Source organism: Kribbella sp. NPDC051770, from assembly GCF_040681455.1.
GTDB lineage: Bacteria > Actinomycetota > Actinomycetes > Propionibacteriales > Kribbellaceae > Kribbella.
In genome coordinates, this window is record NZ_JBFAYT010000021.1 from 15298 (window position 1) to 39241 (window position 23944).

Annotated in this window: 19 protein-coding genes; 11 read left to right on the plus strand and 8 right to left on the minus strand. The window is 69.0% G+C overall.

Annotated features, from left to right (window positions below):
* The first annotated feature begins 91 nt into the window (after positions 1-91).
* The 5 genes from AB0M01_RS38105 (at position 92) to AB0M01_RS38125 (ending at position 9447) form a co-directional block, all read left to right on the plus strand.
* Positions 92-3715, plus strand: a complete 3624-nt coding sequence (locus AB0M01_RS38105) for a S8 family serine peptidase (RefSeq protein ID WP_363677552.1) — start codon at positions 92-94, stop codon at positions 3713-3715.
* 111 nt (positions 3716-3826) lie between these two features.
* Positions 3827-5116, plus strand: a complete 1290-nt coding sequence (gene thrS, locus AB0M01_RS38110; RefSeq protein ID WP_363677554.1) for a threonine--tRNA ligase — start codon at positions 3827-3829, stop codon at positions 5114-5116.
* A gap of 46 nt (positions 5117-5162) precedes the next feature.
* Positions 5163-5948, plus strand: coding sequence for an SGNH/GDSL hydrolase family protein (locus tag AB0M01_RS38115; protein ID WP_363677555.1), 786 nt, complete (start codon positions 5163-5165; stop codon positions 5946-5948).
* Positions 5949-6326: 378 nt separating this feature from the next.
* On the plus strand, positions 6327-8636 hold the full coding sequence (locus tag AB0M01_RS38120) for a M4 family metallopeptidase (protein WP_363677557.1): 2310 nt from the start codon (positions 6327-6329) through the stop codon (positions 8634-8636).
* An 82-nt stretch (positions 8637-8718) separates the two neighbouring features.
* Positions 8719-9447 (plus strand): SRPBCC family protein, encoded by a 729-nt coding sequence (locus tag AB0M01_RS38125; RefSeq protein WP_363677559.1) that lies wholly within the window; start codon positions 8719-8721, stop codon positions 9445-9447.
* Here the strand turns inward: AB0M01_RS38125 and AB0M01_RS38130 are convergent.
* Positions 9390-11690 (minus strand): excinuclease ABC subunit UvrA, encoded by a 2301-nt coding sequence (locus tag AB0M01_RS38130; RefSeq protein WP_363677561.1) that lies wholly within the window; start codon positions 11688-11690, stop codon positions 9390-9392. The genes AB0M01_RS38125 and AB0M01_RS38130 overlap by 58 nt on opposite strands.
* A 56-nt stretch (positions 11691-11746) precedes the next feature.
* Here AB0M01_RS38130 and AB0M01_RS38135 point away from each other — a divergent pair, with 56 nt between their 5' ends.
* From AB0M01_RS38135 to AB0M01_RS38155, 5 genes are all read left to right on the plus strand, one after another.
* Positions 11747-12775 carry a LacI family DNA-binding transcriptional regulator gene (locus AB0M01_RS38135; RefSeq protein ID WP_363677562.1) on the plus strand — a complete coding sequence of 343 codons (1029 nt, stop codon included), beginning with the start codon at positions 11747-11749 and terminating at the stop codon, positions 12773-12775.
* Between the two features lie 94 nt (positions 12776-12869).
* Positions 12870-14171: an extracellular solute-binding protein gene (locus AB0M01_RS38140; RefSeq protein ID WP_363677563.1), complete on the plus strand. Its 1302-nt coding sequence runs from the start codon at positions 12870-12872 to the stop codon at positions 14169-14171.
* Between the two features lie 19 nt (positions 14172-14190).
* A complete protein-coding gene (locus tag AB0M01_RS38145) occupies positions 14191-15132 on the plus strand; it encodes a sugar ABC transporter permease (protein ID WP_363677565.1) in 942 nt (313 codons plus the stop codon).
* Entirely contained in the window at positions 15129-15995 is an 867-nt protein-coding gene (locus tag AB0M01_RS38150) for a carbohydrate ABC transporter permease (RefSeq protein WP_363677567.1), read from the plus strand. Before AB0M01_RS38145 ends, AB0M01_RS38150 begins: the two co-directional genes overlap by 4 nt.
* Positions 15996-16135: 140 nt before the next feature.
* On the plus strand, positions 16136-16438 hold the full coding sequence (locus AB0M01_RS38155) for a hypothetical protein (protein WP_363677568.1): 303 nt from the start codon (positions 16136-16138) through the stop codon (positions 16436-16438).
* 76 nt (positions 16439-16514) lie between these two features.
* On the opposite strand, the gene AB0M01_RS38160 is transcribed toward AB0M01_RS38155, so the two are convergent.
* The 7 genes from AB0M01_RS38160 to AB0M01_RS38190 form a co-directional block, all read right to left on the minus strand.
* On the minus strand, positions 16515-16856 hold the full coding sequence (locus tag AB0M01_RS38160; protein WP_363677626.1) for a YciI family protein: 342 nt from the start codon (positions 16854-16856) through the stop codon (positions 16515-16517).
* Positions 16857-16923: 67 nt separating this feature from the next.
* On the minus strand, positions 16924-17706 hold the full coding sequence (locus AB0M01_RS38165; protein ID WP_363677570.1) for a TIM barrel protein: 783 nt from the start codon (positions 17704-17706) through the stop codon (positions 16924-16926).
* A 4-nt stretch (positions 17707-17710) separates the two neighbouring features.
* A complete protein-coding gene (locus AB0M01_RS38170) occupies positions 17711-18565 on the minus strand; it encodes a carbohydrate ABC transporter permease (RefSeq protein ID WP_363677572.1) in 855 nt (284 codons plus the stop codon).
* Positions 18555-19493, minus strand: a complete 939-nt coding sequence (locus tag AB0M01_RS38175) for a sugar ABC transporter permease (protein ID WP_363677574.1) — start codon at positions 19491-19493, stop codon at positions 18555-18557. Before AB0M01_RS38175 ends, AB0M01_RS38170 begins: the two co-directional genes overlap by 11 nt.
* 5 nt (positions 19494-19498) lie before the next feature.
* Positions 19499-20803 carry a sugar ABC transporter substrate-binding protein gene (locus tag AB0M01_RS38180; protein WP_363677576.1) on the minus strand — a complete coding sequence of 435 codons (1305 nt, stop codon included), beginning with the start codon at positions 20801-20803 and terminating at the stop codon, positions 19499-19501.
* 11 nt (positions 20804-20814) lie between these two features.
* Positions 20815-21957, minus strand: coding sequence for an enolase C-terminal domain-like protein (locus AB0M01_RS38185; RefSeq protein WP_363677578.1), 1143 nt, complete (start codon positions 21955-21957; stop codon positions 20815-20817).
* 11 nt (positions 21958-21968) lie between these two features.
* Positions 21969-22952, minus strand: a complete 984-nt coding sequence (locus AB0M01_RS38190; protein ID WP_363677580.1) for a hydroxyacid dehydrogenase — start codon at positions 22950-22952, stop codon at positions 21969-21971.
* A gap of 92 nt (positions 22953-23044) precedes the next feature.
* Between AB0M01_RS38190 and AB0M01_RS38195 the strand changes: the two genes are divergently transcribed.
* Entirely contained in the window at positions 23045-23935 is an 891-nt protein-coding gene (locus tag AB0M01_RS38195; protein WP_363677582.1) for a LysR substrate-binding domain-containing protein, read from the plus strand.
* Positions 23936-23944: the final 9 nt, after the last annotated feature.

Here is a 23944-nt window from a genome sequence, read left to right on the forward strand (position 1 = left end):
CTGAACGTGCCACGGCGCAGATGCGCCATGGACGGTCGCATCGTATTGGATACAGATTGGTCCTCTGCCCACCAACTGCAGAGGAACCGCGTTGAACAATCCGCCCAAGCGCTGGGGTCTGTACGCCGTCACCGGCGTCTGCGTCCTCGCGCTGTCCAGCCCGCTCACCGCGCAGGCTGACCCCGCCCACCCCGTCAATGTCCCGTCGGGGACCCACACCGTCACCCTGATCACCGGCGACGTCGTCACCACCCGCGAGTCCGGCGCCAACGGCGGCACCGTCACCGTCACCGGCCCGGACGGCGGCCGCACCAACGCCCGCGTCGCCGAAGCCGGCGGCGACCTCTACGTCTACCCCGAGGTCGCCATTCCGTACGTCGCCCAGGGCGTGCTCGACCGCCGGCTCTTCAACGTCAGCGACCTGGTCGAGGACGGGTACGACGACGCCCACCGCGACAACCTCCCGCTGATCGTCTCGTACACGTCGAGCTTCCAGGCCCGTCAGGCGGTTCCGGGCGCCACCCAGGTGCGGAGCCTCACCAGCATCCAGGGCGCCGCCCTCACCACGAGCCGCTCCGACGACTTCTGGACCGCAGTCGCCCAACCGGCCGCAGGCCTGCGCGCGACCGCTTCCGGCTTCGGTGGCGGCATCGCCAAGATCTGGCTGGACGGCGTCGTGAAGGCCGACCTGTCCGACACCACCGCGCAGATCGGCGCCCCCGAGGTCTGGGCCGGCGGTGACACCGGCCAGGGCGTCGACGTCGCCGTGCTCGACACCGGCGTCGACACCGGTCACCCCGACCTCGCCGGCCGGATCGCCGCGACCCGCAGCTTCGTCCCCGACGAGGACGTCCTGGACCGCGCCGGTCACGGCACGCACGTCGCCTCGACCATCGCCGGCACCGGCGCCGCCTCCGACGGCAAGGAGCAGGGCGTCGCGCCCGGCGCCGAGCTGCACATCGGCAAGGTGCTCGCCAACAGCGGCTCCGGTCAGGACTCCTGGCTGCTGGCCGGGATGGAGTGGGCCGCCGTCGAGCAGCACGCCAAGGTCGTCAACATGAGCCTCGGCTCGGAGACGGCGTCCGACGGAACCGACCCGGTCAGCGAGGCGGTCAACCGGCTCAGCGCCCAGACCGGCGCGCTCTTCGTCGTTGCCGCAGGCAACACCGGGCAGCCGGACAGCATCAGCGCCCCGGGTGCGGCCGACGCGGCGCTGACCGTCGGCGCGGTCGACGGCGCCGACGACCTGGCCTACTTCTCGAGCCAGGGCCCGCGGGTCGGTGACGGCGCGCTGAAGCCGGAGATCACCGCGCCCGGCGTCGACGTGCTCGCCGCCCGTTCGCAGTACGTCGACGGCGAAGGCGCCTACCAGACGATGAGCGGCACCTCGATGGCCACGCCGCACGTGGCCGGCGCCGCGGCACTACTGGCCGCCAAGCGCCCCGACCTCACCGGCGCGCAGCTGAAGGACCTGCTGGCGAGCAGCTCGAAGCGGACTCCGGCGTACAACGCGTTCCAGGCTGGCAGCGGCCGGCTCGACGTCGCAGCGGCGGTGCGGTCGGGCGTCTTCGCGTCCGCGACGGCGTACGCCGGGCTGACGAGCACCGCGGTCTCTCGTCCGGTCACCTACACGAACACCACCGACGCCGCAGTGACGCTGAAGCTGTCGGTCGACGCGCCGGACGCTCCGGCGGGGGTGTTCCGGCTGTCGGCGACCCAGGCCGTCGTCCCCGCGCACGGTACGGCCAGCGTGAACGTGACGATCACAGCGACCAGCGGCCGCTTCACCGGCCAGATCGTCGCCACCGACCCGGCCGGAACCGTCGTCGCGCACACCGCGATCTCCATCGGCGACGCGGCCCACAAGCTGACGATGAACTTCACCGACGCCAAGGGCGAGCCGATGTCCGGTGTCGTCGAGGTGCTGAAGTCCGGTGACGACAGCCCGATGTTCTTCATCGTCGACACCTCCGGCACCGGCTCGATCTACCTCGCCAACGCTGTCTACTCGGTGCTGTCGTTCAAGGACGTCACCGGCGTCCACGGCCCGCACTCGCTCGGCATGTCGCTGCTCGGCGACCCCGACGTGACGCTCGACCGCGACCGGACCGTGAACCTCGACGTCCGCAAGATCCGCCGCGTCGAGATGACCACCCCACAGCCGGCCGAGACGACGTACCAGCGGCTGGAGTACAACCGGTCGATGGGCGGCCGGTCGTGGCGTGACTTCATGGAGACCCAGACCAGCTACGACAGCCTGTGGGCCCAGCCGACCACGCACAAAGTCACCAACGGCGACTTCTTCCTCGGCGCGCGCTGGCGCAAGGAGCAGCCCGCGCTGAGCGTCTCCACGCACTGGAGCGACTTCACCGACGTGCTGCGTCAGGACTCGGTCACCTCGCTGCCGAAGGGCCGCTACCACCTGCCACTGGTGTTCGCCGGTGACGGCGGTCCGGCGGACTACGCGAAGCTCAACGTCCGCAACAAGGCCGTCGTCGTACGCCGCAACGACGCGGTCAGCGACGCCGACCAGGCGGCCAACGCCGCGAAGGCCGGCGCCAAGCTCCTGCTCGTCCAGAACAACCAGCTCGGCCGTCAGCTGCGCCGCTACAGCGACGACCCGTTCACCCCGGCGGCGATCGACGTCGCGCTGCTCAGCACCGACGAGGGCGAGAAGCTGATCCAGCAAGCCCGTCGCGGCACAACGCTAGAGGTCGAGTCGCAGCCGGCGGCGGCGTACGTGTACGACCTGATGCAGACCTGGCACCAGCAGATCCCGTCCGACCCGGTGGTCAAGGGGAGCTCGAAGAACCTGGCCCGCGTGGACGTCTCCTTCCACAGCCCGGACCCGGCGCGCGGCGGCGGTGAGTACCGGTACGACTGGCCGTCGTACTCGAACTGGGCAATCGGTCTCACCCAGCGCGAGCCCGTCAATGGCCAGCGCGTCGACTGGGTCTCCACGACCGGCTCGAACGAGTGGGGCCAGGAGGCGTACGTCGACGGCCTGATCTACGAGATCGAGCCGCGCGGCAAGGAGAAGGCCGGCGGCCGACGGACGCAGGAGTGGTTCAAGCCGGTCGCGCGCCCGTTCCTGAACAACAACTACAAGGCGCCGAGCCGCAGCGGCAGCTGGCTGAGCTTCGACATCCCGGCGTACGGCGGTGGCAGCGACCACGTCGGCATGTCGATGGACTACGACCGCAGCAAGCAGACGCTCGCGCTCTACCAGGGCTCGACGCTGCTCGGGACCGGCACCGGGACAGTGGTCGGCGGGACGGCTCCGGCCACCGGCAAGCTGCCGTACCGGCTCGTGGTCGACAACACCCGCGAGGAGTCGTTCAGCCCGTACTCGTCGCGGACCAGCACGACCTGGACGTTCACCTCGAAGGCTCCGGCCGACGACGTGCAGGCGGTGCTCCCGCTGGTGCAGCTCGACTACAAGCTCAGCACCGACTCCGCCGGTCGCGCGAAGCGGAACGCTTCGTTCACGGCGGTCGCGCAGTCGCTGACCGGGGCACGCACTGGTCAGGTCGAGCTCGAGCTGTCGTACGACGACGGCAAGACCTGGCAGCGCACCCGCGATCGCCACGACGGCCGGTTCCAGCTGGACGCGCCGCGGCACGCGAAGTTCGTGTCGCTGCGCGCGTCAGCCCGCGACTCCGAGGGCAACACCGTGCATCAGACGGTGATCCGGGCGGCCGGGCTGGTATCGTGAACAGCGTGAAGCAGCAGTACGCCGTACAGACGACGACGCCGGACCAAGTCCCGGCGCGCTGACTCACGCAGTCTTCGAAAGCCCCGGGGCGAGTGCCCCGGGGCTTTCGCGTTGTCTCGGGCACTCGCTCCCTTCCAGAGCGAGGAAACCGTCATGTTCGACCACCGCAAACTCGGCCGCGAGCTCGGCCTGTTCGACTCCGACCCGCTGATCGGCGCCGGTCTGCCGTACCTCCTGCCCGCGGGCGCCGCGATCCGGCACGCCTTGGAGAGCTACGTCTCCGAGCTGGAACGCAGAGCCGGCTACCAGCACGTCTACTCGCCCGTGCTCGGCAAGCGCGAGCTGTACGAGATCTCCGGGCACTGGTCGCACTACAGCGACGACATGTACCCGCCGATGAAGATGGGGGAGGAGGAGGTCGTCCTCAGACCGAGCCTCTGCCCGCACCACGCGCTGATCTACCGGTCGCGCTCGCACAGCTATCGCGAGCTCCCGATCCGGTACGCCGAACTGGGCGGCATGTACCGCTCGGAGCTGTCCGGCGTACTGGGTGGGCTGACCAGGGTCCGGGCGATCCAGCTCAACGACGGCCACATCTTCTGCACCCTCGATCAGGTCGCCGACGAGGCCCGCGCGTCACTGGAGCTGATCCTGCGCGCGTACGACGACCTCGGGCTGAGCCCGTCGCGCTTCCTGCTCTCGCTGCCCGCGGACGAGGTGCGGATCGGCGACCCGGGCAGCAAGTACGTCGGCGACCAGGACAGCTGGGACCGTTCGGCCGCGCTGCTCCGGCAGGTCCTCGACGAAGCCGGTGTGCAGTACGAGGAGGCGCCGGGGGAGGCCGCGTTCTACGGACCGAAGATCGACATCCAGCTCGCGGACGCCGCCGGGCGCGAGTACACCCTGTCCACCATCCAGGTCGACTTCCACCAGCCGGCCCGGTTCGAGCTCGAGTACGTCGGTGCCGACGGCAACAAGCATCGGCCGGTGATGGTGCACCGGGCGATCATCGGCAGCCTGGAACGGGTGATCGCGCAACTGATCGAGCAGCACGGCGCCGCATTCCCGGCCTGGCTCGCGCCGGTCCAGGTCGTCGTCCTGCCGCTGTCGGACGCCGAGGAGCGCTACGCGGCCGAGATCGCGCGGCGGGCGGGCGACCGCGGGCTGCGCGCCGAGGTGGCGCACGCCGACGAGGGCACCCTGGGCGCGCGGATCCGGGAGAACCGGCACGCGCCGTACCAGCTGGTGGTCGGGCCGCGGGAAGTTGCCGCGGGCCACCTGGCGCTGCGGCACCGCGACGGGCACTCCGACGATCCGGCTCCGGCCGCGGATGTTCTCGAGTTTTTATCTTTCCATTGCCGTGCAAAGTCTTGCCAGTCACTGCCCGGTGAGAGATGGTGACGGTCAGTCATGCACTCCCTACCCAGTGCAAAGGCGGTCCGCCCCCATGAAACGCCTCACCGGAATCCTCGGCAGCGCGGTGCTCGGTACCGCGCTGCTGGTCAGCCCGACCATCGCCCACGCGGCGCCCTCCTACGTCGCGCTCGGCGACTCCTACGCGGCCGGCGTCGGCACCCGCTCCTACCTCCCCGACAGCGGCGCCTGCCAGCGCTCGACCAAGTCCTACCCGTACGTCGACGCGGCGCGGATCGGCGCGAGCCTGACCTCGGTCGCTTGCTCGGGCGCCCGGGTCGCGGACGTGACCGCCAAGCAGCTCGGCCCGCTCAATGCAGCGGTCAACTTCGTCACGTTGCAGGTCGGTGGCAACGACGCGGGCTTCTCGTCGGTGATCACCGAGTGCGCGAAGCCGGCCTGGCTGGGCAACTGCGACGGCGCGATCAACACCGCCCAGGCGACCATCAACAACACCATCCCGGGCCGGCTGAGCAGCCTGTACGCGACCGTGCGCAGCCGCGCGACGACCGCCAAGGTGATCGTCGTCGGCTACCCGCGGCTGTTCAACGGCACCGACTGCAACGCCGGGACGTTCTTCAGCGCCGCGGAGATGACCCGGCTGAACCAGACCGCCGACCTGCTGAACAGCAAGATCTCCGCCGCCGCCGGTGCGGCCGGGTACACGTTCGTGAACCCGACCAGCGCCTTCATCGGGCACTCGGTCTGCGGCAACCCGGAGTGGATCAACGGGCTGTCGAACCCGATCAGCGAGTCGTACCACCCGAACGTCACCGGCCAGGCGAGCTACGCCAACCTGGTCCAGCCGCACCTGAGCTGACACCCACCGGGCTGCGCGGCATCCCTCGTCGTGGTGTGATGAGGGGTGCCGCACCGGTGTGCGAGGCCGGCCCCGGAGGGGTGGCCGGTGTCGTCGCCGGCCGGCGACGACCACGCTCCGCGATCGCGGATCTTCCCTGTCCCGCTGGCCTTTCAGTGTCGCGGACGCAGCTGTGCCAGCACTCTCGGTAGCGCCTCTCCAGCGTGAAACCGGCCCGGCGAACTCACGATGCGTGATGTCGTGATCACGTTGGTGTGAGATGGGTCACGTGCGGTCGCTTTCCGGATTCGCCGAATGACAGGGTGCAGCGGTCACCCGCCTGCCGAGAGCGAGCTTGGGGGCTTGTGGGTTCTCGGCGACACGCATTACTGGGAGGAAATGCCTGTGAAAGCTCGCACCTGGCTGTCCGGCCTAGCCGCCGGCGCAGTAGCACTCAGCCTCGCGGCACCGGGAGTCGCCAGCAGCGCCCCGGTCCAGGACACGGCGACCGCCAAGGGTCCCGAGGTTCGCACGATCGAGACCCCGAAGGCCGGCGGCGCCGGTCTGGTGACCAAGCGCGACGCGACCGGCCGCGCGCACTCGGTCCGTCCGGCCACCCCGCTCAAGGCCCCGGCCTCGGTCAGCGCGAAGGCCGGCAAGTCCGCGACCAGCAAGCCCGACGCGGCGGCCGTCGCCAAGGCCCAGGTGACCTCGGTCGCGCCGTACTTCGGCGCGCGCCCGGCCGACCTGGTGGCCGAGTCGAGCACCCTGTCCGAGTACGGCTCGCAGACCCGCTTCCAGCAGGTCATCGACGGCGTCCAGGTCTACGGCGGCGAGATCGTCACCAGCCTGGACAAGTCCGGTGCCCTGGAGGCCGCCAACGGTGAGGTCGCGCTCGCGACGTACGGGACGTTCCCGGCCGCCGACAAGGCCGACGCCGCGAAGGCGGCCGCGCAGAACGCCGCCGTGCAGGCGGTCGCGACCCGCGGCAAGCTCGACGCCGGCAAGCTGACCGCCAAGCTGCAGGGACCGCGCTGGTTCGACCTCGGCCTGGTCACCCGCCAGCCCGGCTCGACCGCCATCCCGACCTACCTGTACGACGTGACCGGCCCGAACGACGTCCGCTGGCAGGCCATCGTGCACGCCTCCGGCCAGACGCTGCTGGCCTGGGACATGTCCGAGCACCTGAACCGCGTCGTCTGCGACGCCAACCGCACCGTCATCCAGACCGGGGCCGAGGACGTCCGCTGCGGCACCGTCTTCCAGTCCAGCCGCGCGGAGGGCGAAGCGCCGTCGGCGGTCCAGGACGTCAACCAGGTCTACGAGTACTTCGGTGACACCTCCGACACCTACGCCTCGCTGGGCACCGACCTGACCGAGCTGATCGGCGTCGACTACGGCGACGGCAAGGGCAAGGCGCTGCGCGGCACCGTCCGGATCTGCGTCGACGGCGGTTGCCCGTACGCCAACGCGTTCTGGAACGGCGAGCAGATGGCCTTCGGTGAAGGCGTCAGCACCGACGACGTGACCGGCCACGAGCTGACCCACGGCGTCACCCAGCACACCTCCGGCCTGGCCTACCTGTGGGAGGCCGGCGCGATCAACGAGTCGTTCTCCGACATCCTCGGTGAGTTCGTCGACCTGACCAACGGCTCCGCGGACGACACCGCGGCCAACCGCTGGCAGATCGGTGAGGGTTCCAGCCTCGGCGTGATCCGCTCGATGTCGGACCCGACCAAGTTCAACGACCCGGACCGGATGCGCAGCGCGAACTGGTTCGACGACGAGTTCTTCCAGGACAACGGCGGCGTGCACTTCAACTCCGGTGTCGGCAACAAGGCGGCGTACCTGATCGCCGACGGCGGCGCCTTCAACGGCCAGAAGATGCTCGGCATCGGCCTGGCCCGCTCCGAGGTGCTGTGGCACGAGACCCAGAAGGTGCTCACCTCGGGCGCCGACTACGGCGACCTGGCCGAGGGCCTGCGCGCGACCTGCACCAAGCTGGCCAAGAAGAAGAAGTCCGGGATGACCAAGGCCGACTGCGCCCAGGTCGAGCTGGCCATCAAGGCCGTCGAGATGGACTTCGAGCCGGCCGTCGGCAAGCCGGCCCAGGCGCCGGTCTGCGACACCACCGGTGCGAAGGCCAAGAACCTGTTCAAGACCAGCTTCGCGGAGTACCCGGACGGCAAGGTCGTCCGCGGTGAGGGCTGGGTGCTCGGCAAGGGCGAGGGCCTCGAGGGCTCGCTCGTCGACACGTCGTACTCGCAGGACGGTGACGACTCGATGCTCGGCGTCGTGACGGATCCGGAGGGCTCGATCAGCCTGCAGACCGCGAACGGCACCAAGATCAAGAACACCAAGACGTACCTGCGCTTCACGCACGCGTACAACTTCTACAACGTGTTCATCATCTTCGGTGTCCGGACCGGGGCGGCGACCCTGGAGTACTCCGACAACGGGGGCGCGACCTGGAAGGACACCGCCGCGCTGACCTGGAAGAACGGCCCGACGGTGGACCCGAACTTCGACGACGAGCCGGCCGCCTGGCACGGCAACTCCGGTGGCTGGGAGACCAGCCGCCTGGACCTGTCGGAGTTCACCGGCAAGCAGCTGAAGTTCCGCTGGACCGGGCACGGCAAGGACTTCGCCGACCTGATCCCGGGCAACTGGTGGCTCGACAACGCCACCATCTACAACTGCTCCAAGTGAGCTGAGCGCGGGGCCCGGCGGAAACCACGTCGCCGGGCCCTGTTCTTGCCCTTTATATGCCTGGAACGGTATATATGGAGTCATGAGTGAATCACTGACCAGCGCCGACGGCCGGACCGTGCTGCGGATGGAGCGCCGGCTGGCGCACCCGCCGGAGAAGGTCTGGCGGGCGCTGACCGAGCCCGGCGAGCTGGCGCACTGGTACCCAGCGCTGGTCGAGCTCGACCTGCGGCTGGACGGGAAGATCAGCTTCACCTTCGACGGCGAGGACGGCGGCGCCGGAGTGGTGCGCGCCTACGAGCCGCCGCGGCTGCTGGAGTTCACCTGGGGCGAGGAGATCCAGCGCTGGGAGGTCGAGCCGACCGGCGAAGGCTGCGTGCTCACGCTCACCACGACGTACGACGACCGCCCGGGCTCGGCGAGCTTCACCAGCGGCTGGATCCTCTGTCTGGACGCGCTGAACGCGTCCCTCGGCGGCCAAACTGTTGCCCGGGACAACTACAAGGTCCTGCACGAGCACTACGTGAAGGTCTACGGCCTGGACGCGGGGGAGCGGCGCCCGGACGGGTCGCTGTACTTCGAGCGTCAGCTGACCGCGCCGAAGGAGGAAGTCTGGCCCCGGCTCGCCAAGCAACTCGACGTCGACCCGCCCGAGGGCGACGAGCTGCGGGTGAACGGCGCCGAGCTGACGCTGCGCGACGGCAACGGCGGAGCCCGCCTGGTGCTGACCCAGACGGACCCCGCCCCCGGCGACTACGAGAGCTGGAGAGCGTTGATCGAGTCGGTCGCCGCGGAGTCCGCGACGTACTGACGCAGGTGCTCGGCGGTCAGGGACGCGCTCGACTCGACCAGGTCGGCCGGCGTGCCCTCGAAGACGATCTGGCCGCCGTCGTGACCGGCGCCCGGGCCGAGGTCGATCAGCCAGTCCGCGTGCGCCATCACCGCCTGGTGGTGCTCGATCACGATCACCGTGTTGCCGTCGTCGACCAGCTCGTCGAGCATCGTCAGCAGCTGGTCGACGTCGGCCAGGTGCAGCCCGGTGGTCGGCTCGTCGAGGATGTAGATCGAGCCGCGCTTGCTCATGTTGATCGCGAGCTTCATCCGCTGCCGCTCACCGCCGGACAGCGTGGTCAGCGGCTGCCCGAGGCTGATGTAGCCGAGCCCGACCGAGCTGAGCCGGTCCAGGATCGTCCGCGACGGGCCCTTGGCGAAGAAGTCGCGCGCCTCGGTGACCGTCATCTTCAGCACCTCGCTGATGTTCTTCCCGCGCAGCTGCAGCGCCAGCACCTGGGGCGTGAACCGGGCGCCGTTGCACTGCTCGCACACCGACGACACCTCGGCCATCATCCCGAGATCGGTGTAGACCAGCCCGATGCCCTTGCAGGTCTGGCAGGCGCCGACCGAGTTCGCGCTGAACAGCCCCGGTTTCACCTTGTTCGCCTTGGCGAACTCGGCGCGGATCGGGTCCAGCAGTCCCGTGTACGTCGCCGGGTTGCTGCGCCGTGATCCCCGGATGGGGTCCTGCCCGGCGACGATCACGCCGTCGCGGTCGGCCAGCGAGCCGTGGATCAGCGAGCTCTTGCCCGACCCTGCGACGCCGGTCACGACGGTCAGTACGCCGAGCGGTACGTCGACGCTCACGTTCTGCAGGTTGTGCAGGTTCGCGCCCTCGATCCGCAGGCTGGCGGTCGGCGTACGGACGTCTTCGCGCAGGCCGACCTTGTGGTCGAGGTACCGACCGGTGAGCGTGCCGGACTTGAGCAGGCCCTTCACGTCGCCGGCGTAGCAGAGTCGGCCGCCGGCCAGGCCGGCACCGGGACCGAGGTCGACGACGTGGTCGGCGATCCGGATCGTCTCCGGCTTGTGCTCGACGACCAGCACGGTGTTGCCCTTGGTCTTGAGCTGGACCAGCAGCTCGTTCATCCGCTGGATGTCGTGCGGGTGCAGCCCGACGGTCGGCTCGTCGAACACGTAGGTGACGTCGGTCAGCGCCGAGCCGAGGTGCCGGACCAGCTTCACCCGCTGGGCCTCGCCGCCGGACAGCGTCCCGGACTCGCGGTTCAGGCTCAGGTAGCCCAGGCCGATGTCGACCATCGAGTCGAGCGTCTCGCGCAGCCCCTGCAGCATCGGCCCGACCGACGGGTCGTCGATCCCGCGGACGAACTGGGCCAGGTCGCTGATCTGCATCGCCGAGCACTCGGTGATCCCGACACCGTCGATCCGTACGGCGCGCGCCGCCTCGTTCAGCCGGGCGCCGCCGCAGTCCGGGCACGGCCCCAGCTTCAGCGCCCGGTCGGCGAAGGCCCGTGCGGCGTTCTGCATCGTGTCGCGGTCCTTGCCCAGGTACTGCTTCTTCACCTTGCTGGCCAGCCCCTCGAAGGTGAGGTTGCTCTTGCCGACCTTCACCTTGGTCGGCGGCGAGTACAGGAACCGCTCCCACTGCTCGGCCGGGTAGTCGCGCAGCGGCAGGTCCGGGTCGAAGACCGCCGCGAACAGCTGCCAGTACCAGGTGTCGGCGCCGTACCCGGGCGCCTTGATCGGGTCCTGGTTGAGCGACCGGTCCCGGTCGACCAGCTCGTCGAGGTCGATCTCGGTGGCCTTGCCGAGCCCCTCGCAGGTCAGGCACATGCCTTCGGCCCGGTTGAAGCTGAAGGCCGAGGGCGGGCCGGCCGACGGCGTACCGATCCGGCTGAACAGGATCCGCAGCATGGTGTGCGCGTCGGTGGCGGTGCCCACCGTCGAGCGGGCGTTGGCGCCGATCCGTTCCTGGTCGACGATGATCGCGGCGCTCAGGTTGCGCAGCGAGTCGACGTCGGGCCGGGACAGGCTCGGCATGAAGTTCTGCACGAAGGCGGTGTAGGTCTCGTTGATCAGCCGCTGCGACTCCGCGGCGATCGTCCCGAACACCAGCGAGGACTTCCCGGAGCCGGACACGCCGGTGAAGACGGTCAGCCGCCGCTTGGGGATGTCCAGCGACACCCCGCTGAGGTTGTTCTCGCGCGCTCCGCGCACCTGGATCACGTCGTGGCTGTCGGCGATCTCGTCAGAAGACATACATTTAATTCTGACATTGAACCGCCCGTGAAGACTTTGGTGTGAGAATCGGTCCCATGCGTGCCACGGTCAAGGACGTCGCCCGGCTGGCCGGAGTGTCCCCGAAGACGGTCTCCAACGTGATCAACGGTGTCGTGTTCGTCCGGCCGGAGACCCGGGCCAAGGTCGAGCAGGCGCTCAGCGAGCTCGACTACGTCCCGAACCTGAGCGCCCGTGGGCTGCGCAACGGCCGCTCGGGGATGATCGGGCTCGCGCTGCCCGACCTGCTCCGGCCGTACTCGGCCGAGATCACCCACCTGGTCGTCGAGCTCGCGCACGAGCGCGGCTGGGGAGTGCAGATCGAGCAGACCGCCGCCGAGCCGGACCGCGAGTACGACCTGCTCTCCAAGGCGCGGTCGCACCAGATCGACGGGCTGATCCTCAACCCGGTCAACCTCGACGACAGCGCGGTGACGTCGGCCGGGCCGCTGCCGCCCGTCGTACTGATCGGTGACGTGGACCAGGACGTCGTGAGCCAGGTCTGCATCGACAACGTCGCGGCCGCGCGCGACATGACCCAGCACCTGGTCGACCAGGGCTACCGCCGGATCGCCGCCGTCGGTACGCCGGAGCTGAAGGGCCGCGTCGGCGGCCGCACCGACTCCGCCGGTACGGCGGCCGCCCGGCTGCGGCTGATCGGCTACCGCGACGTCCTGACCGCCGCGGATCTCCACGACCCCGCGCTCGAGATCGCCCTCGACCGGTGGAGCCCCGAGGGTGCCGCGGCCGTCGTCGGCCGCTACCTGGCCGACCACGAGCCGCCCGACGCGATCTTCTGCTTCACCGACACGATCGCCACCGGCACGCTGTCGGCGCTGTGGTCGGCCGGCGTCGCCGTACCGGCCGACTGTGCGGTCGCCGGGTTCGACAACATCCTGGAGAGTCAGTTCACCGTGCCGCCACTCTCAACCGTCGATTTCGACCGGCGAGCCTTCGTCGAGGCGGCGCTGGACCTGCTGGGGGAGCGGATGGCCGACCGGGCCGCCCGGCCGCGCCGGGTCGTCGTACCGCATCGGCTGGTCGAGCGGGCCAGCACCGCACGCTAGCGAACACGTTTCGACAAAAACCATGACGGCCAACTCTTGTCAGCGCATTGCAACGATGTAATGATCGGTGCCGCCTGCGAAGGAGACAGCCCCCATGACTTCGTCCGACCGACATTTCTCGCGCCGCCGCCTGCTCTCGGGAGCGGCCGCGCTGGCCGGCGGAAGCCTGCTGCTCGGCTGCTCGCCGGGCAGCCGCGACTCCGGTACCGAGCTGAACTACTGGCACCTGATGACCGGTGGCGACGGCATCGTGATGGCCGGCCTGGTCGACGAGGCCAACGGCCTGAAGGCCGGGTACCACGCCAAACAGACCGTCCTGGCCTGGGGTCCGCCGTACTACACGAAGCTGGCGATGGCCTCGGCCGGCGGGCGGGCGCCTGATCTCGCGATCATGCACGCCTCCCGGATCGCCGGCTACGCGCCCGGCGGACTGCTGGAGCCGTGGGACCTGGACCTGCTCGCCGAGGTCGGCCTCAAGGAGAGCGACTTCCCGCCGCTGGTCTGGCAGAAGGGCCTGTACGACGGCAAGCTCTACTCGATCGCGCTCGACACCCACCCGTTCGTGCTCTACTACAACACCGAGCACGCCGCAAAAGCCGGTGTCACCGACTCGCTGGCGACGCTGGGCAGCGCCGAGGAGTTCACCGAGGTAGCAACCAAGCTGCAGAAGGTCACCGGCAAGCACGGCCTGTCGTACGGCTACCTCGGTGACCCGTCGCAGATGTGGCGGCTGTTCTACACCTTCTACCGCCAGACCGGCGCCGAGATGAAGCTCGTCCCCGGCACCAAGGCCGAGGTCGACCAGGACGCCGCGGTGACCGCGCTGAAGTTCGTGCAGTCGTTGCTCAACGACACGATCGCGACCCGCAGCGGCGACGGCGGGACGGCGGTCAGCGAGTTCCTGCACGGCGAGAGCGGGATGCTGTTCGGCGGCGTCTGGGAGTTGCCGGTGCTGAAGGACTCCAAGATGCCGTTCGACGCGATGCCGATCCCGACGCTGTTCGGGCAGCAGGCGGCGTACGCCGACTCGCACACGTTCGTGCTGCCGCGGCAGTCCAAGACCGACCCCGGGCGGCGCCGCTACACCTACCAGCTGGTCGCGGAGATCCTGAAGCGCTCGGTGAAGTGGGCCGGGGCCGGCCACATCCCGGCGTACCAGCCGGTGGTGAAGAGCGCGGAGTACCTGGAGCTCAAACCGCAGTCGAACTACGTCGGCATCCCGGCGTACGTGAACTACGACCCGGACGTCTGGTTCAGCGGCGCCGGCAGCGACTTCACCGGCTACTTCGCGGAGAACGTGCAGAACGTCTACCTCGGCAGCGGGGACCCGGCGGCCGGTTTCGACGGGTTCGTGCAGCGGCTGAACAAGCTGCTCGACCGCCCGCAACCGGTCTGAGCGAGGAACGGAGATCACGATGCCGACAGCAGTCGACAGCCCCGCCGCCGACCTGGTTGTTGCGGAGGGCAACAGTACGGGACGGGTCCGGGCCCGCCGTGGCGAGTCGCTGACCGGGTGGGCCTTCGCGGCGCCGTTCGCGGTGCTCTTCGGCCTGTTCCTGGTCGTCCCGGCCGTCTACGGTCTGTACCTGAGCTTCACCGGCGAGACGCTGACCGGCGCGAACGGCGAGCTGATCGGGTTCGCGAACTTCGCCGAGGCGCTCGGCGACCCGGACATGTGGAAGTCGTTCGGCAACACGTTGTGGTTCACGCTGCTCAGCACGGTGCCGCTGGTGGTGCTGTCGCTGGCGTTCGCGCTGCTGGTGAACCTCGGTCTGCCCGGCCGGTGGTTGTGGCGGCTGTCGTTCTTCCTGCCGTACCTGCTCGCCTCGACGGTCGTGGTGCTGTTCTGGTCGTGGATGTACAATCCGAAGCTCGGGCTGATCAACGGGGTGCTGGCCGAGTTCGGGATCGCGCCGGTGGCCTGGCTGCAGGACCCGAACGTGGCGATGATCTCGGTGGTGCTGACCACGTTGTGGTGGACGATCGGGTTCAACTTCCTGCTCTACCTGGCCGCGCTGCAGAACATCCCCGAGCAGCAGTTCGAGGCGGCCGCGATCGACGGCGCCGGCAAGTGGCGGCAGCTGTTCTCGATCGTGATCCCGCAGCTGGCACCGACCACCGCGCTGATCGTGACGCTGCAGGTGCTGGCCTCGCTGAAGGTGTTCGACCAGATCTACATGCTCACCAACGGCGGCCCGGCCGGGTCGACCCGCTCGATCGTGCAGTACATCTACGAGGCCGGTTTCACCGGCTACCGGTTCGGCTACTCGTCGGCGATCTCGTACCTCTTCTTCGCGATCATCGTGCTGATCTCGATCGCGCAGTACAAGCTGATCAACCGCAGGAGCGCCCAGTGAGCACGGTGTACAGACAAGGTCACAAGCCGGGGGAGAACCCCTGGAGCGTCTCGCGGCTGGTCGCTCTGCTGGTGCTCGCGTTCCTGGCGGCGACCTGGCTGGTGCCGTTCTTCTGGGCGGTGCTGACGTCGCTGAAGAGCGAGGCCGACGCCGGCGCGTCGACGCTGAGCCTGTCGCCGCCGGACGGTTTCAGCTTCGAGGCCTACCGCAAGGTGCTCACGGCGGGCGATATTCCGCTCTGGGCATGGAACAGTCTGTTCACCTCGGTGCTGATCACGTTCGTGACCGTCGCCACCTCCGCACTGGCCGGTTACGCGTTCTCCCGGATCGATTTCCGCGGCCGCCGCTGGCTGTACGGCGCGATCATCGCCGCCATCATCATTCCGCCGCAGTTGCTGATCGTTCCGCTGTTTCGGCAGATGCTCGCCTTCGACCTGGTCGACACCTATTGGGGAATCATTCTCCCGCAAGCGTTTGCGCCGGCGATGGTGCTGATCCTGAAGCGATTCTTCGACCAGATTCCGGTCGAGCTCGAGGACGCCGCCCGGGTCGACGGCGCCAACCGGCTGCGGGTGTTCTGGTCGATCGTGCTGCCGTTGTCGCGGCCAATTCTCGCCGCGGTGGCGATCTTCGTGTTCATCGGTGCGTGGAACAACTTCCTGTGGCCGTTCATCGTCACCACCGACGCCGACCTGATGACGCTGCCGGTCGGTCTGCAGACCGTGAAGAGCGCGTACGGCCTGCAGTACGCGCAGAACATGGCCTCCGCGCTGCTGGCCGCATTACCACTGGTCCTGGTGTTCCTTTTCTTCCAGCGCCAGATCATCAAGGGCATCGCCACCACCGGCTTCGGCGGCCAGTAATCCTCACATCCCCTTGAAAACCTCCTCACAGTCAGCAAGGCTGCTGCGATGGCTCTGTCACTGTGAGGAGTGATGGGACCTGTTGCAGTATTCAACTAGTCCCTCGGGGGACCCAATGAGGAGGGGGATCTGTGTCAGCCATGAGGCGGCTCGCCGAGCAGCGCCGTGATGTGAGGAGTCACGGCACGTCAACGCTCGGCAGGGCTTCGATCCAACCAGCGGTCTGCACCGGCATCCACGAGGTGAGCTCGTCGATCCGCACCGGGCAGCCGCGACGCGTGGCGGTTCTGACCTTGAGCAACGGTCTGACCACCACACTGCGTCTCGACGACGGTGCGCAGGCACCGGAGCCGGGCGCAACGGTGTTCGTGACGGGTGGCCGTGGGATGGGTGATCAGCCCGCCACAGGTGGGGTCATCCTCGCGCCGGCGTATCCGAGCTAGAACACCCGGCTGCAGCAGTGACTCGCCGGTCTCAGGTCAACGCCGAGCTGAGCCCGGCAAGTCACTGGAAAAAGCTCTACTCCTCGAACGGCTGGGTCAGCGCTCGCACCTCGATCGGCGAGTACTTCGCCTCGACCAGCCGTCCGGCCAGCTCGGTGGCCCGTTCCAGGGTGCAGTCGAGCAGGTAGTAGCCGGCCAGCACCTCCTTGGCCTCGGTGAACGGCCCGTCGGTGACCGCCGGGGCGTCGTTGCGGATCTGGACGACGCGGGCGTTGTCGAGCGTCAGCCCGTCCGCGGCGACGAACTCACCGCTGGCCCTGGTCTCGGCCAGCACCGCCCGGTGCACGTCGTACACCGTCTCCATCCCCTCGGCCTCCAGGGCCTTCCAGGTCTGGTCGTTGCCGTAGATCAGCAGCATGTACTTCAACGTGGCCTCCTCGATCGGGTTTCGAGGCTACGTCGGAGCCGGTGCACGCCGCTCGACATCACCCAGCAGCAGCCTTGGCCGCTCTCAGATCGATCGTCAGCCGGTCGGCCACACTCACCGACGTATCCGAGTACTGACCCGTCAGGCAGATCGGTCCGTCCCAGCCCAGTGCTTCGAGGGTCGCGAACGCCCGCGACCAGTTCGCCAAGCCGTCGGCACCCTGGACGAACCACGGCTTCCAGGCGCCACCGACGTCGCTGCCCGGCTCGGTCGGGATGTAGGTGACGTTCTTCAGATTCACGATCCCGAGCCGGTCCTTCGCCAGCTCCAGCGTGACCTTCGGATCGTCACCGGCCAGTACGTCGTGCGCCGCGTCCCAGACCACCTTGAACTCCTCGGGCAGCCCGTCGAGCAACTGCACGACCCCGAGCGTCGACGCGACGAACTTCCCGTGGTGCGGCTGCACCCCGACCTGTACGCCGTACTGCCGCGCGAAGCCGGCCGCCGCCTCCAGCTCGGCCCGGTTGCGCCGCACCGAGGCGGCGTACCCGTCGTCGCCGAGCGACGCCATGATCCGGATCATCGGCACGCCGGCCGCGGCGGCCGCCGCGAAGGTCGACTCCTCGAGCCCGCTGGCGATGCTGATCGGCTCGACCCCAGCGGCCCGGAGCTGCTCGGTGAACTCCGGCAGCGCCTTCTCCGCGCTCGCCGGGGTCACGTACGCGGTGTCGCGGACGGGGATCTCCGCGCCGCCGAAGCCGAGCCCGGCGACGAGCTCGCCGAGCTCGGTGCCGGGCAGCTCGGCCCAGGGTTTGGTGAAGACGGACCAGATGTAGTTCATGGGTTCAGCGGCCTCCGAGTCCACTCATGGTGATGCCCTTGACGAACCAGCGTTGGGTGAGGAAGAAGAGCACGATCAGCGGCACGGTGGTGATGGTCGCTGCCATCAGCAACAGGTTCCACTGGGTGCCGTTGGTGTCCTGGAACACCTGCAGCCCGACGGCCGCCGTACGGGTCGCCTCGCTGTTGGAGATGACGAGCGGCCAGAGCAGGTTGTTCCACTGGCCGATGAACTTGAACACCGCCAGCGTCGCGATCGCCGGCACGGCCAGCGGCACGATCACCCGGACGAACGCCTGCCACCGGTTCGCGCCGTCGAGCCGCGCAGCCTCCTCGTAGTCCCGGGGGATGCCGAGAAAGAACTGCCTGAGCAGGAAGACACCGAGCGCGGTGAAGGCGTGCGGCAGGATCATCCCCGGCCAGGTGTCGATCCCGTGCAGCTTCGCGACCAGCACGAACTGCGGGATCAGCGTCACCTGCGACGGGATCATCAGCGTGGCCAGGTAGATGCCGAACAGCCAGGTCCGGCCGGGGAACTGCAGCCGGGCGAACGCGTACGCCGCGAGTGCCGCGGTGACGGTCTCCAGCAGCGTCGTCCCGGCGGCGAAGATCACCGTGTTCACCAGGTACCGCCCGAGCGGGACCAGGTCGAACGCGCGGGTCAGGTTCTCCGGGTGCCAGGTGCTCGGCCAGAACGACGGCCGCGCGGCCATCGACTCGGCGTCGGACTGGAACGCGACCAGCACCATCATCACGACCGGGACCAGCGTCACCGCCGTCACCACGAAACACGCGAAGACGATGAGTTTGCGAGTGGCGACCGGGTTGCTCCGCAACGGAGCGAGCGCGTTAGTTGTCATAGTGGACGAGCCTCCGCTGGAGCAGGAACTGGGCCGCGGTGATCACCACGATGAAGCCGAACAGGACCAGCGACTGCGCCGCGGCGTACCCCTGGTCGTAGTTCTCGAAGCCGGTCCGGTAGATGTACATGACCAGCGTGGTGGTGCGGGATCCCGGACCGCCATTCGTCATGATCAAGGCCTGGTCGAAGACCTGGAAGGACCCGATGATCGACGTCACGACGACGAAGAACAGCGCCGGGGACAGCATCGGCAGCGTGACGCTGCGGAAGGTCTGCCACGCGTTGCTGCCGTCGACCTTCGCGGCTTCGTAGAGCTGCTGCGGGATCGCCTGGAGGCCGGCCAGGAAGACCACCATGCCGAAGCCGAAGCTCTTCCAGACGCTCATCGCGATCAGCGCGGGCATCGCCCAGTTGTCCGAGATCAGCCACTTCGGGCCGTCGATGCCGACCAGCCCGAGCACGGCGTTCACCAGGCCGTCGTGCGGGATGTAGAGCCAGATCCAGACGAACGCGACCGCCACCGTGATCGTTGCGTACGGCAACAGCAGCAGCGAGCGGAAGACGGCGATCCGGCGGACGCCCTCGTTGAGCAGCAGCGCCAGCGCGAGGCTGACCACGATGGTCACCGGGACGCTGACGAAGGTGAAGTACGCCGTGTTGCCGAGCGCCGACCAGAACGTCGGGTCGGGGCCGAGCCGGGCGAAGTTCTTCAGCCCGGCCCAGGTGGGGGAGCTGAACAGGTTCCAGTTCAGCAGACTGATCACGCCGGCCGCGAGCACCGGGCCGGCGGTGAAGATCAAGAAGCCGATCAGGCTGGGCAGGATGAACAGCCAGGCGGTGAGCGCCTCCTTGTTCTTCGGCTTCTTGGCGGCGCGGTGCTGTTGGCGAGGAGTTGTTGCTGTGGCAGGGAGTGTGTCGACAGCCATGCCGGTCACCCCTTCCTGGCCGAGGCCTGACGGACGTTGTCCTGGTGCTGCTGCATCAGGACGTCCAGCCGCGGCGTCAGCCCGTCGATCGCCTCCCGGACCGGAACCTGCCCGAGGAACGTCCGGGGCAGGTCCTGGCCGAGCAGCTGCTTGACCTGGTTCCAGTTCGTGGTCACGTCGAACGGGTGACCGCCGGCGATCTTGCCGGCCAGGATGTCCTGCACGATGCCGAGATTGTCCGGCGGCGGCTTGAACGCACTGCCCGCCGACAACCGGGCCGGGTTGTTGCGGCCGGCCTTGGCGTAGATGTCCAGGGCGCCCTTGCTGGTGAGCGTCTTCAGCAGCTTCCAGGCGAGGTCGAGATCGGCGCCCTTGACCTTGGCCGGGATCGCGAAACTCGACCCCGAGACCCGCGGCGTACTGCCGGCGGCGCCGGCCGGGAAGGGCATGATGTCCCAGTCGAACTTCGCCTTCCGCACGTTCACCACCTGCCACGGCCCGTTGTGCATGAAGGCGACGTTGCCCTCCATGAAGTTGGCCAGCGAGCTCTCGGTGACCAGGTTCGCGATCGGCGGCGTCACCTTGTCCTTCACGAACAGGTCGACGACGTACTGCACGGCCTCCATCGCCTCAGGAGCGTTCAGCGCGCTCTTGTCCCAGGCCTCGTTCATCACGTTGCCACCGGCGCAGTAGATCCACGAGACCAGGTCGTCGATCGACGGCGCACAGGTGAAGCCGTACTGGTCGGGACCGGTCAGCTCCTTGGCCAGGTCGCGGAACGCCGCCCACGACATCGGCACGGTCGGCGACGGTGCCGGGATGCCCTTCTTCGCCAGCAGGGTCTTGTTGTAGTAGATCACCGTCGGCGCGACGTCGAACCCGATCGCGTAGGTCTGGTCGTTGAACGAGCTGATGTCGCGGATCGGCTGGTAGAAGTCGTCGAGGTCGAAGTCCGGGTCGCCCTCGATCAGGTCGTCGAGCGGCCGGTGCGCGCCGCGGGCGGCGTAGGTCGGGATCAGCCAGCCGTTCAGCGCGGTCACCAGGCCCGCGGTGCCGCTGACCAGCTGGAGGTCGAGTTTGGTCGGGTAGCCGCCGGACGGGGTCAGGGTGGGGACGGACTCGACCTTCAGCTCGCGTTCGACGTACGCGCTGAAGTCGTCCCACACCTTGCGTTCGGCGGGGCTGCTGGACCACATGGCCCAGGCGGCGGCGCCTTGTGGTGGACCGGAGGAGCAGCCGGCGGCTGCTGCTCCCAGTCCGGCCAGGCCGGTCAGCTTGAGCAAGCTGCGGCGGGACAGCTGGGTTTGCATCAGGGGACTCCTCAGGTGAAGAGCAGGTCGATCGACTCGGCGCGGATCCGCTCCTCGTCGACCACGACGCCCAGGCCAGGGGCGGTGGGGACCGTCGCGACGGCCTTGGTGATGGTCAGGCCCTCGACGTACAGGTCGGACAGCAGCTCCGGCCCGTTCAGCTCGGCGGGCAGTGCCAGCTCCAGCTGGCTGAACACGTGCAGCGCGGCCGCGAAGCCGATCCCGCAGTCGGTCAGGCCGCTGGAGAGAATCTCCAGACCGCCGGAGAGCGCGACCTGCGCGGTCTTCAGCGCGGCCCGCAGGCCACCGGACTTGCAGACCTTCACCACGACCAGGTCGGCGGCGTCGAGCTGGATCGCCCGGGCCAGGTCCTGCGCGGTGAAGCTGCCCTCGTCGATCGCGACCGGCAGGTCGATCAGGCCGCGCAGCCGGCGCATCGCCAGCAGGTCGGTGCTCGGGACGGGCTGCTCGACGCAGTGGATCGTGCGGATGTCCCGGGTCCGGTCGAGCAGCTGCTTGAGCGCGCTCGGCCGGTAGGACTGGTTCGCGTCGAGCCACAGCGGCTTGGCGCCCGCGACCTCGGCGACCGCCTCGATGATCGCGGCGTCCTGGTCGGGATCGCCCCCGATCTTCACCTTGTACGCCGCATAGTCCGACGACTGCTGCGCGTGCTCGCGCACGGTCTCCGGTGCTCCGACCCCGATCGCCGAGCAGAGCGGGATCTCGTCGTGCACCTTCCCGCCGAGCAGCGCGTGCACCGGTACGCCGGCCAGCTTCCCGGCTGCGTCGTGCATCGCCAGGTCGACCGCCGCACGGGCGAACGGAAAGCCGTTCGACACCGCCGGGCTGAGCCGCTTGGCCGCCTGCTGGTGGAACAGCTCCACGTCGTACGGCGTGAGCTCGAGCAGGATCGGCGTCAGGTGCCGCCTGATCACGACCGCGATCGTCTCGGCGGTCTCGTAGCTCCAGCTGGGGAGCGCTCTCTGCTCTCCCCAGCCGACCACGCCGTCCTCGGTGGTCAGCTTCACGAACACGACCGCGCCGGCCTGGTCGGGCCGCTGGTCGGGGCTGCCGACGGCGCCGCTGCCGAGCACGAACTGCCGCGCGAACGGCACCGCGACGGCGAACACCTCGACCTGTCTGATCCGTGACATCTTCGGGCTCCTTACGCCTGGATCGCCCAGGACGCGGGGTCGACGTAGCTCGGGCCGCGGGTGCCGTGGTCGAGGTACTGGATGACGTCGGCGATCACATGACCGGCCAGCGCGAGGTGACCCTCTTCGGTGTCCCCGGCAACGTGCGGGGTGAGCAGCAGATTGGGTGCCTCGAGCACCTTCTGGTCGAACGTCGGCGGCTCCGGGTCGTACACGTCGAGCGCGGCGTGGATCCGGCCGTCGAGCGCGTGCTCCAGCAGCGCGGCCTGGTCGATCGCCGGTCCGCGGGACGAGTTCACGACCACCGCGCCGTCGGGCAGCTGCTCGATCAGCTTGCGGGTCACCATGCCCTGGGTCTCGGGAACGTTGGGCACGTGCAGGCTGACGAACCGGGCCTGCAGCGTCTCCTCCAGCTCCGCCCGGCGGACGCCGAGCTCGGTGGCGCGCTCGTCGCTGAGGTACGGGTCGTACACGACGACGTCGCAGCCGAACGGCTTCAGCAGCGTGATCAGCGCCCGGGCCGTCGAGCTGGCGCCGAGGATGCCGACCTTCGCGCCGGCCAGCTCGTGACCCCGGTACGCCGTCTGCTTCCAGCCGCCCGCGCGGATCGCGCCGTCGAAGCGGGGGAGCCGGCGGGCCAGCGTCAGCATCGCGGCCAGGCAGTACTCGCCGACCGACCAGGCGATCCGGCCGCCGGCGGTGAAGACCGCGACGCCCTGGTCGAAGATCACCGGGTCGACCAGCTTCTTCACCGACCCGGCCGCGTGCGCGACCGCCTTCGGTCCGGCGCCGTCGGCCCAGATGTCCTTGCTCAGGTGCGGCGTACCCCAGCTGGTGAGCACGACGTCGGCGTCGCGGGAGAGCGCGGCCACCGTTTCCGGGCTGATCCCGGGCGCCCAGGTCACCTCGAACCGCTGCTCGATCAGCGCCCGGGTCGCCGGGTCGATCACGTCCTCGGCGCGCTCCGGCGTCATCACCACGGCCAGCTTGCTCACTTGGGCTCCTCACCTGTCGGTTGGCTCGAAGGTAAAGGCTTTCCGTTATGCTCGTCCAAGCCCGATTCCGCATCGATCGATACCGAGGGCGCATGGACCTGTCACTGCAGCAGCTCAAAGGCTTCGTCGCGGTCGCCGAGGAACAGCACTTCGGGCGCGCCGCGCAGCGCCTCAACATGACCCAGCCGCCGCTGACCCGGCAGATCCAGGCGCTGGAGCGCTCTCTGGGCGTGAACCTGTTCGACCGGACCGGCAGGGGAGTGCGGCTGACCGCGGCCGGCGGAGTGTTCCTGGAGCACAGCCACCGGGTGCTCGCGCTGCTGGAGGTCGCGCCCGAGGCGACCCGCCGGGCCGCGGACGGGCAGACCGGGACGCTGCGGCTCGCGTTCACGGCGATCGGGGCGTACGCCGTACTGGCCGACTTCCTGGCGATGGTCAACCGGCGGATCCCCGCGGTCAGCGTCGAGCTGACCGAGCTGGTCAGCCCCGACCAGTTCGCGGCGCTGGCGAACCTGGAGATCGACCTCGGCCTGGTCCGGCCGCCGATCCCGGACGGGTTCGAGTCGCTGCTCGTGCACACCGAGGACCTGGTGCTCGCCGTCCCGGCCGACCACAAGCTCGGCACCGGGTCGGCACCGGTCACGCTCGCCGACGTCACCGACGAGTACATCGGCTACAGCCCCGAGGGCTCGCGCTACCTGCACGACATCTGCGCGGCGATGATCGGCATGAACCGGTACGCCGTCAGCCAGCTCGCCTCGCAGGTGCCGACGATGCTCGCGCTGGTCCGCGCCGGGCTGGGGTGTGCGCTGGTGCCGCGCTCGATCATGGCGATGGGTGTCGACGGCGTGCGTTACCGCGAGCTCGACGCGGCCGACGCGCACTCGGTCACGCTGCACGCCTGCTGGAGCCCCGACAGCCCGAACCCTGCCCTCCAACGTCTGGCAGAGTCACTACGACAACAACCACAGCTCGAGGAGTAAGAAACTTTG

Coding starts and splice junctions, on each gene's coding strand:
- AB0M01_RS38115 (WP_363677555.1), top strand. CDS start 5,163: ATGAAACGCCTCACCGGAATCCTCGGCAGCGCGGTGCTCGGTACCGCG.
- AB0M01_RS38120 (WP_363677557.1), top strand. CDS start 6,327: ATGCCTGTGAAAGCTCGCACCTGGCTGTCCGGCCTAGCCGCCGGCGCA.
- AB0M01_RS38125 (WP_363677559.1), top strand. CDS start 8,719: ATGAGTGAATCACTGACCAGCGCCGACGGCCGGACCGTGCTGCGGATG.
- AB0M01_RS38130 (WP_363677561.1), bottom strand. CDS start 11,690: ATGTCTTCTGACGAGATCGCCGACAGCCACGACGTGATCCAGGTGCGC.
- AB0M01_RS38135 (WP_363677562.1), top strand. CDS start 11,747: ATGCGTGCCACGGTCAAGGACGTCGCCCGGCTGGCCGGAGTGTCCCCG.
- AB0M01_RS38140 (WP_363677563.1), top strand. CDS start 12,870: ATGACTTCGTCCGACCGACATTTCTCGCGCCGCCGCCTGCTCTCGGGA.
- AB0M01_RS38145 (WP_363677565.1), top strand. CDS start 14,191: ATGCCGACAGCAGTCGACAGCCCCGCCGCCGACCTGGTTGTTGCGGAG.
- AB0M01_RS38155 (WP_363677568.1), top strand. CDS start 16,136: ATGAGGCGGCTCGCCGAGCAGCGCCGTGATGTGAGGAGTCACGGCACG.
- AB0M01_RS38160 (WP_363677626.1), bottom strand. CDS start 16,856: ATGCTGCTGATCTACGGCAACGACCAGACCTGGAAGGCCCTGGAGGCC.
- AB0M01_RS38165 (WP_363677570.1), bottom strand. CDS start 17,706: ATGAACTACATCTGGTCCGTCTTCACCAAACCCTGGGCCGAGCTGCCC.
- AB0M01_RS38170 (WP_363677572.1), bottom strand. CDS start 18,565: ATGACAACTAACGCGCTCGCTCCGTTGCGGAGCAACCCGGTCGCCACT.
- AB0M01_RS38175 (WP_363677574.1), bottom strand. CDS start 19,493: ATGGCTGTCGACACACTCCCTGCCACAGCAACAACTCCTCGCCAACAG.
- AB0M01_RS38180 (WP_363677576.1), bottom strand. CDS start 20,803: ATGCAAACCCAGCTGTCCCGCCGCAGCTTGCTCAAGCTGACCGGCCTG.
- AB0M01_RS38185 (WP_363677578.1), bottom strand. CDS start 21,957: ATGTCACGGATCAGACAGGTCGAGGTGTTCGCCGTCGCGGTGCCGTTC.
- AB0M01_RS38195 (WP_363677582.1), top strand. CDS start 23,045: ATGGACCTGTCACTGCAGCAGCTCAAAGGCTTCGTCGCGGTCGCCGAG.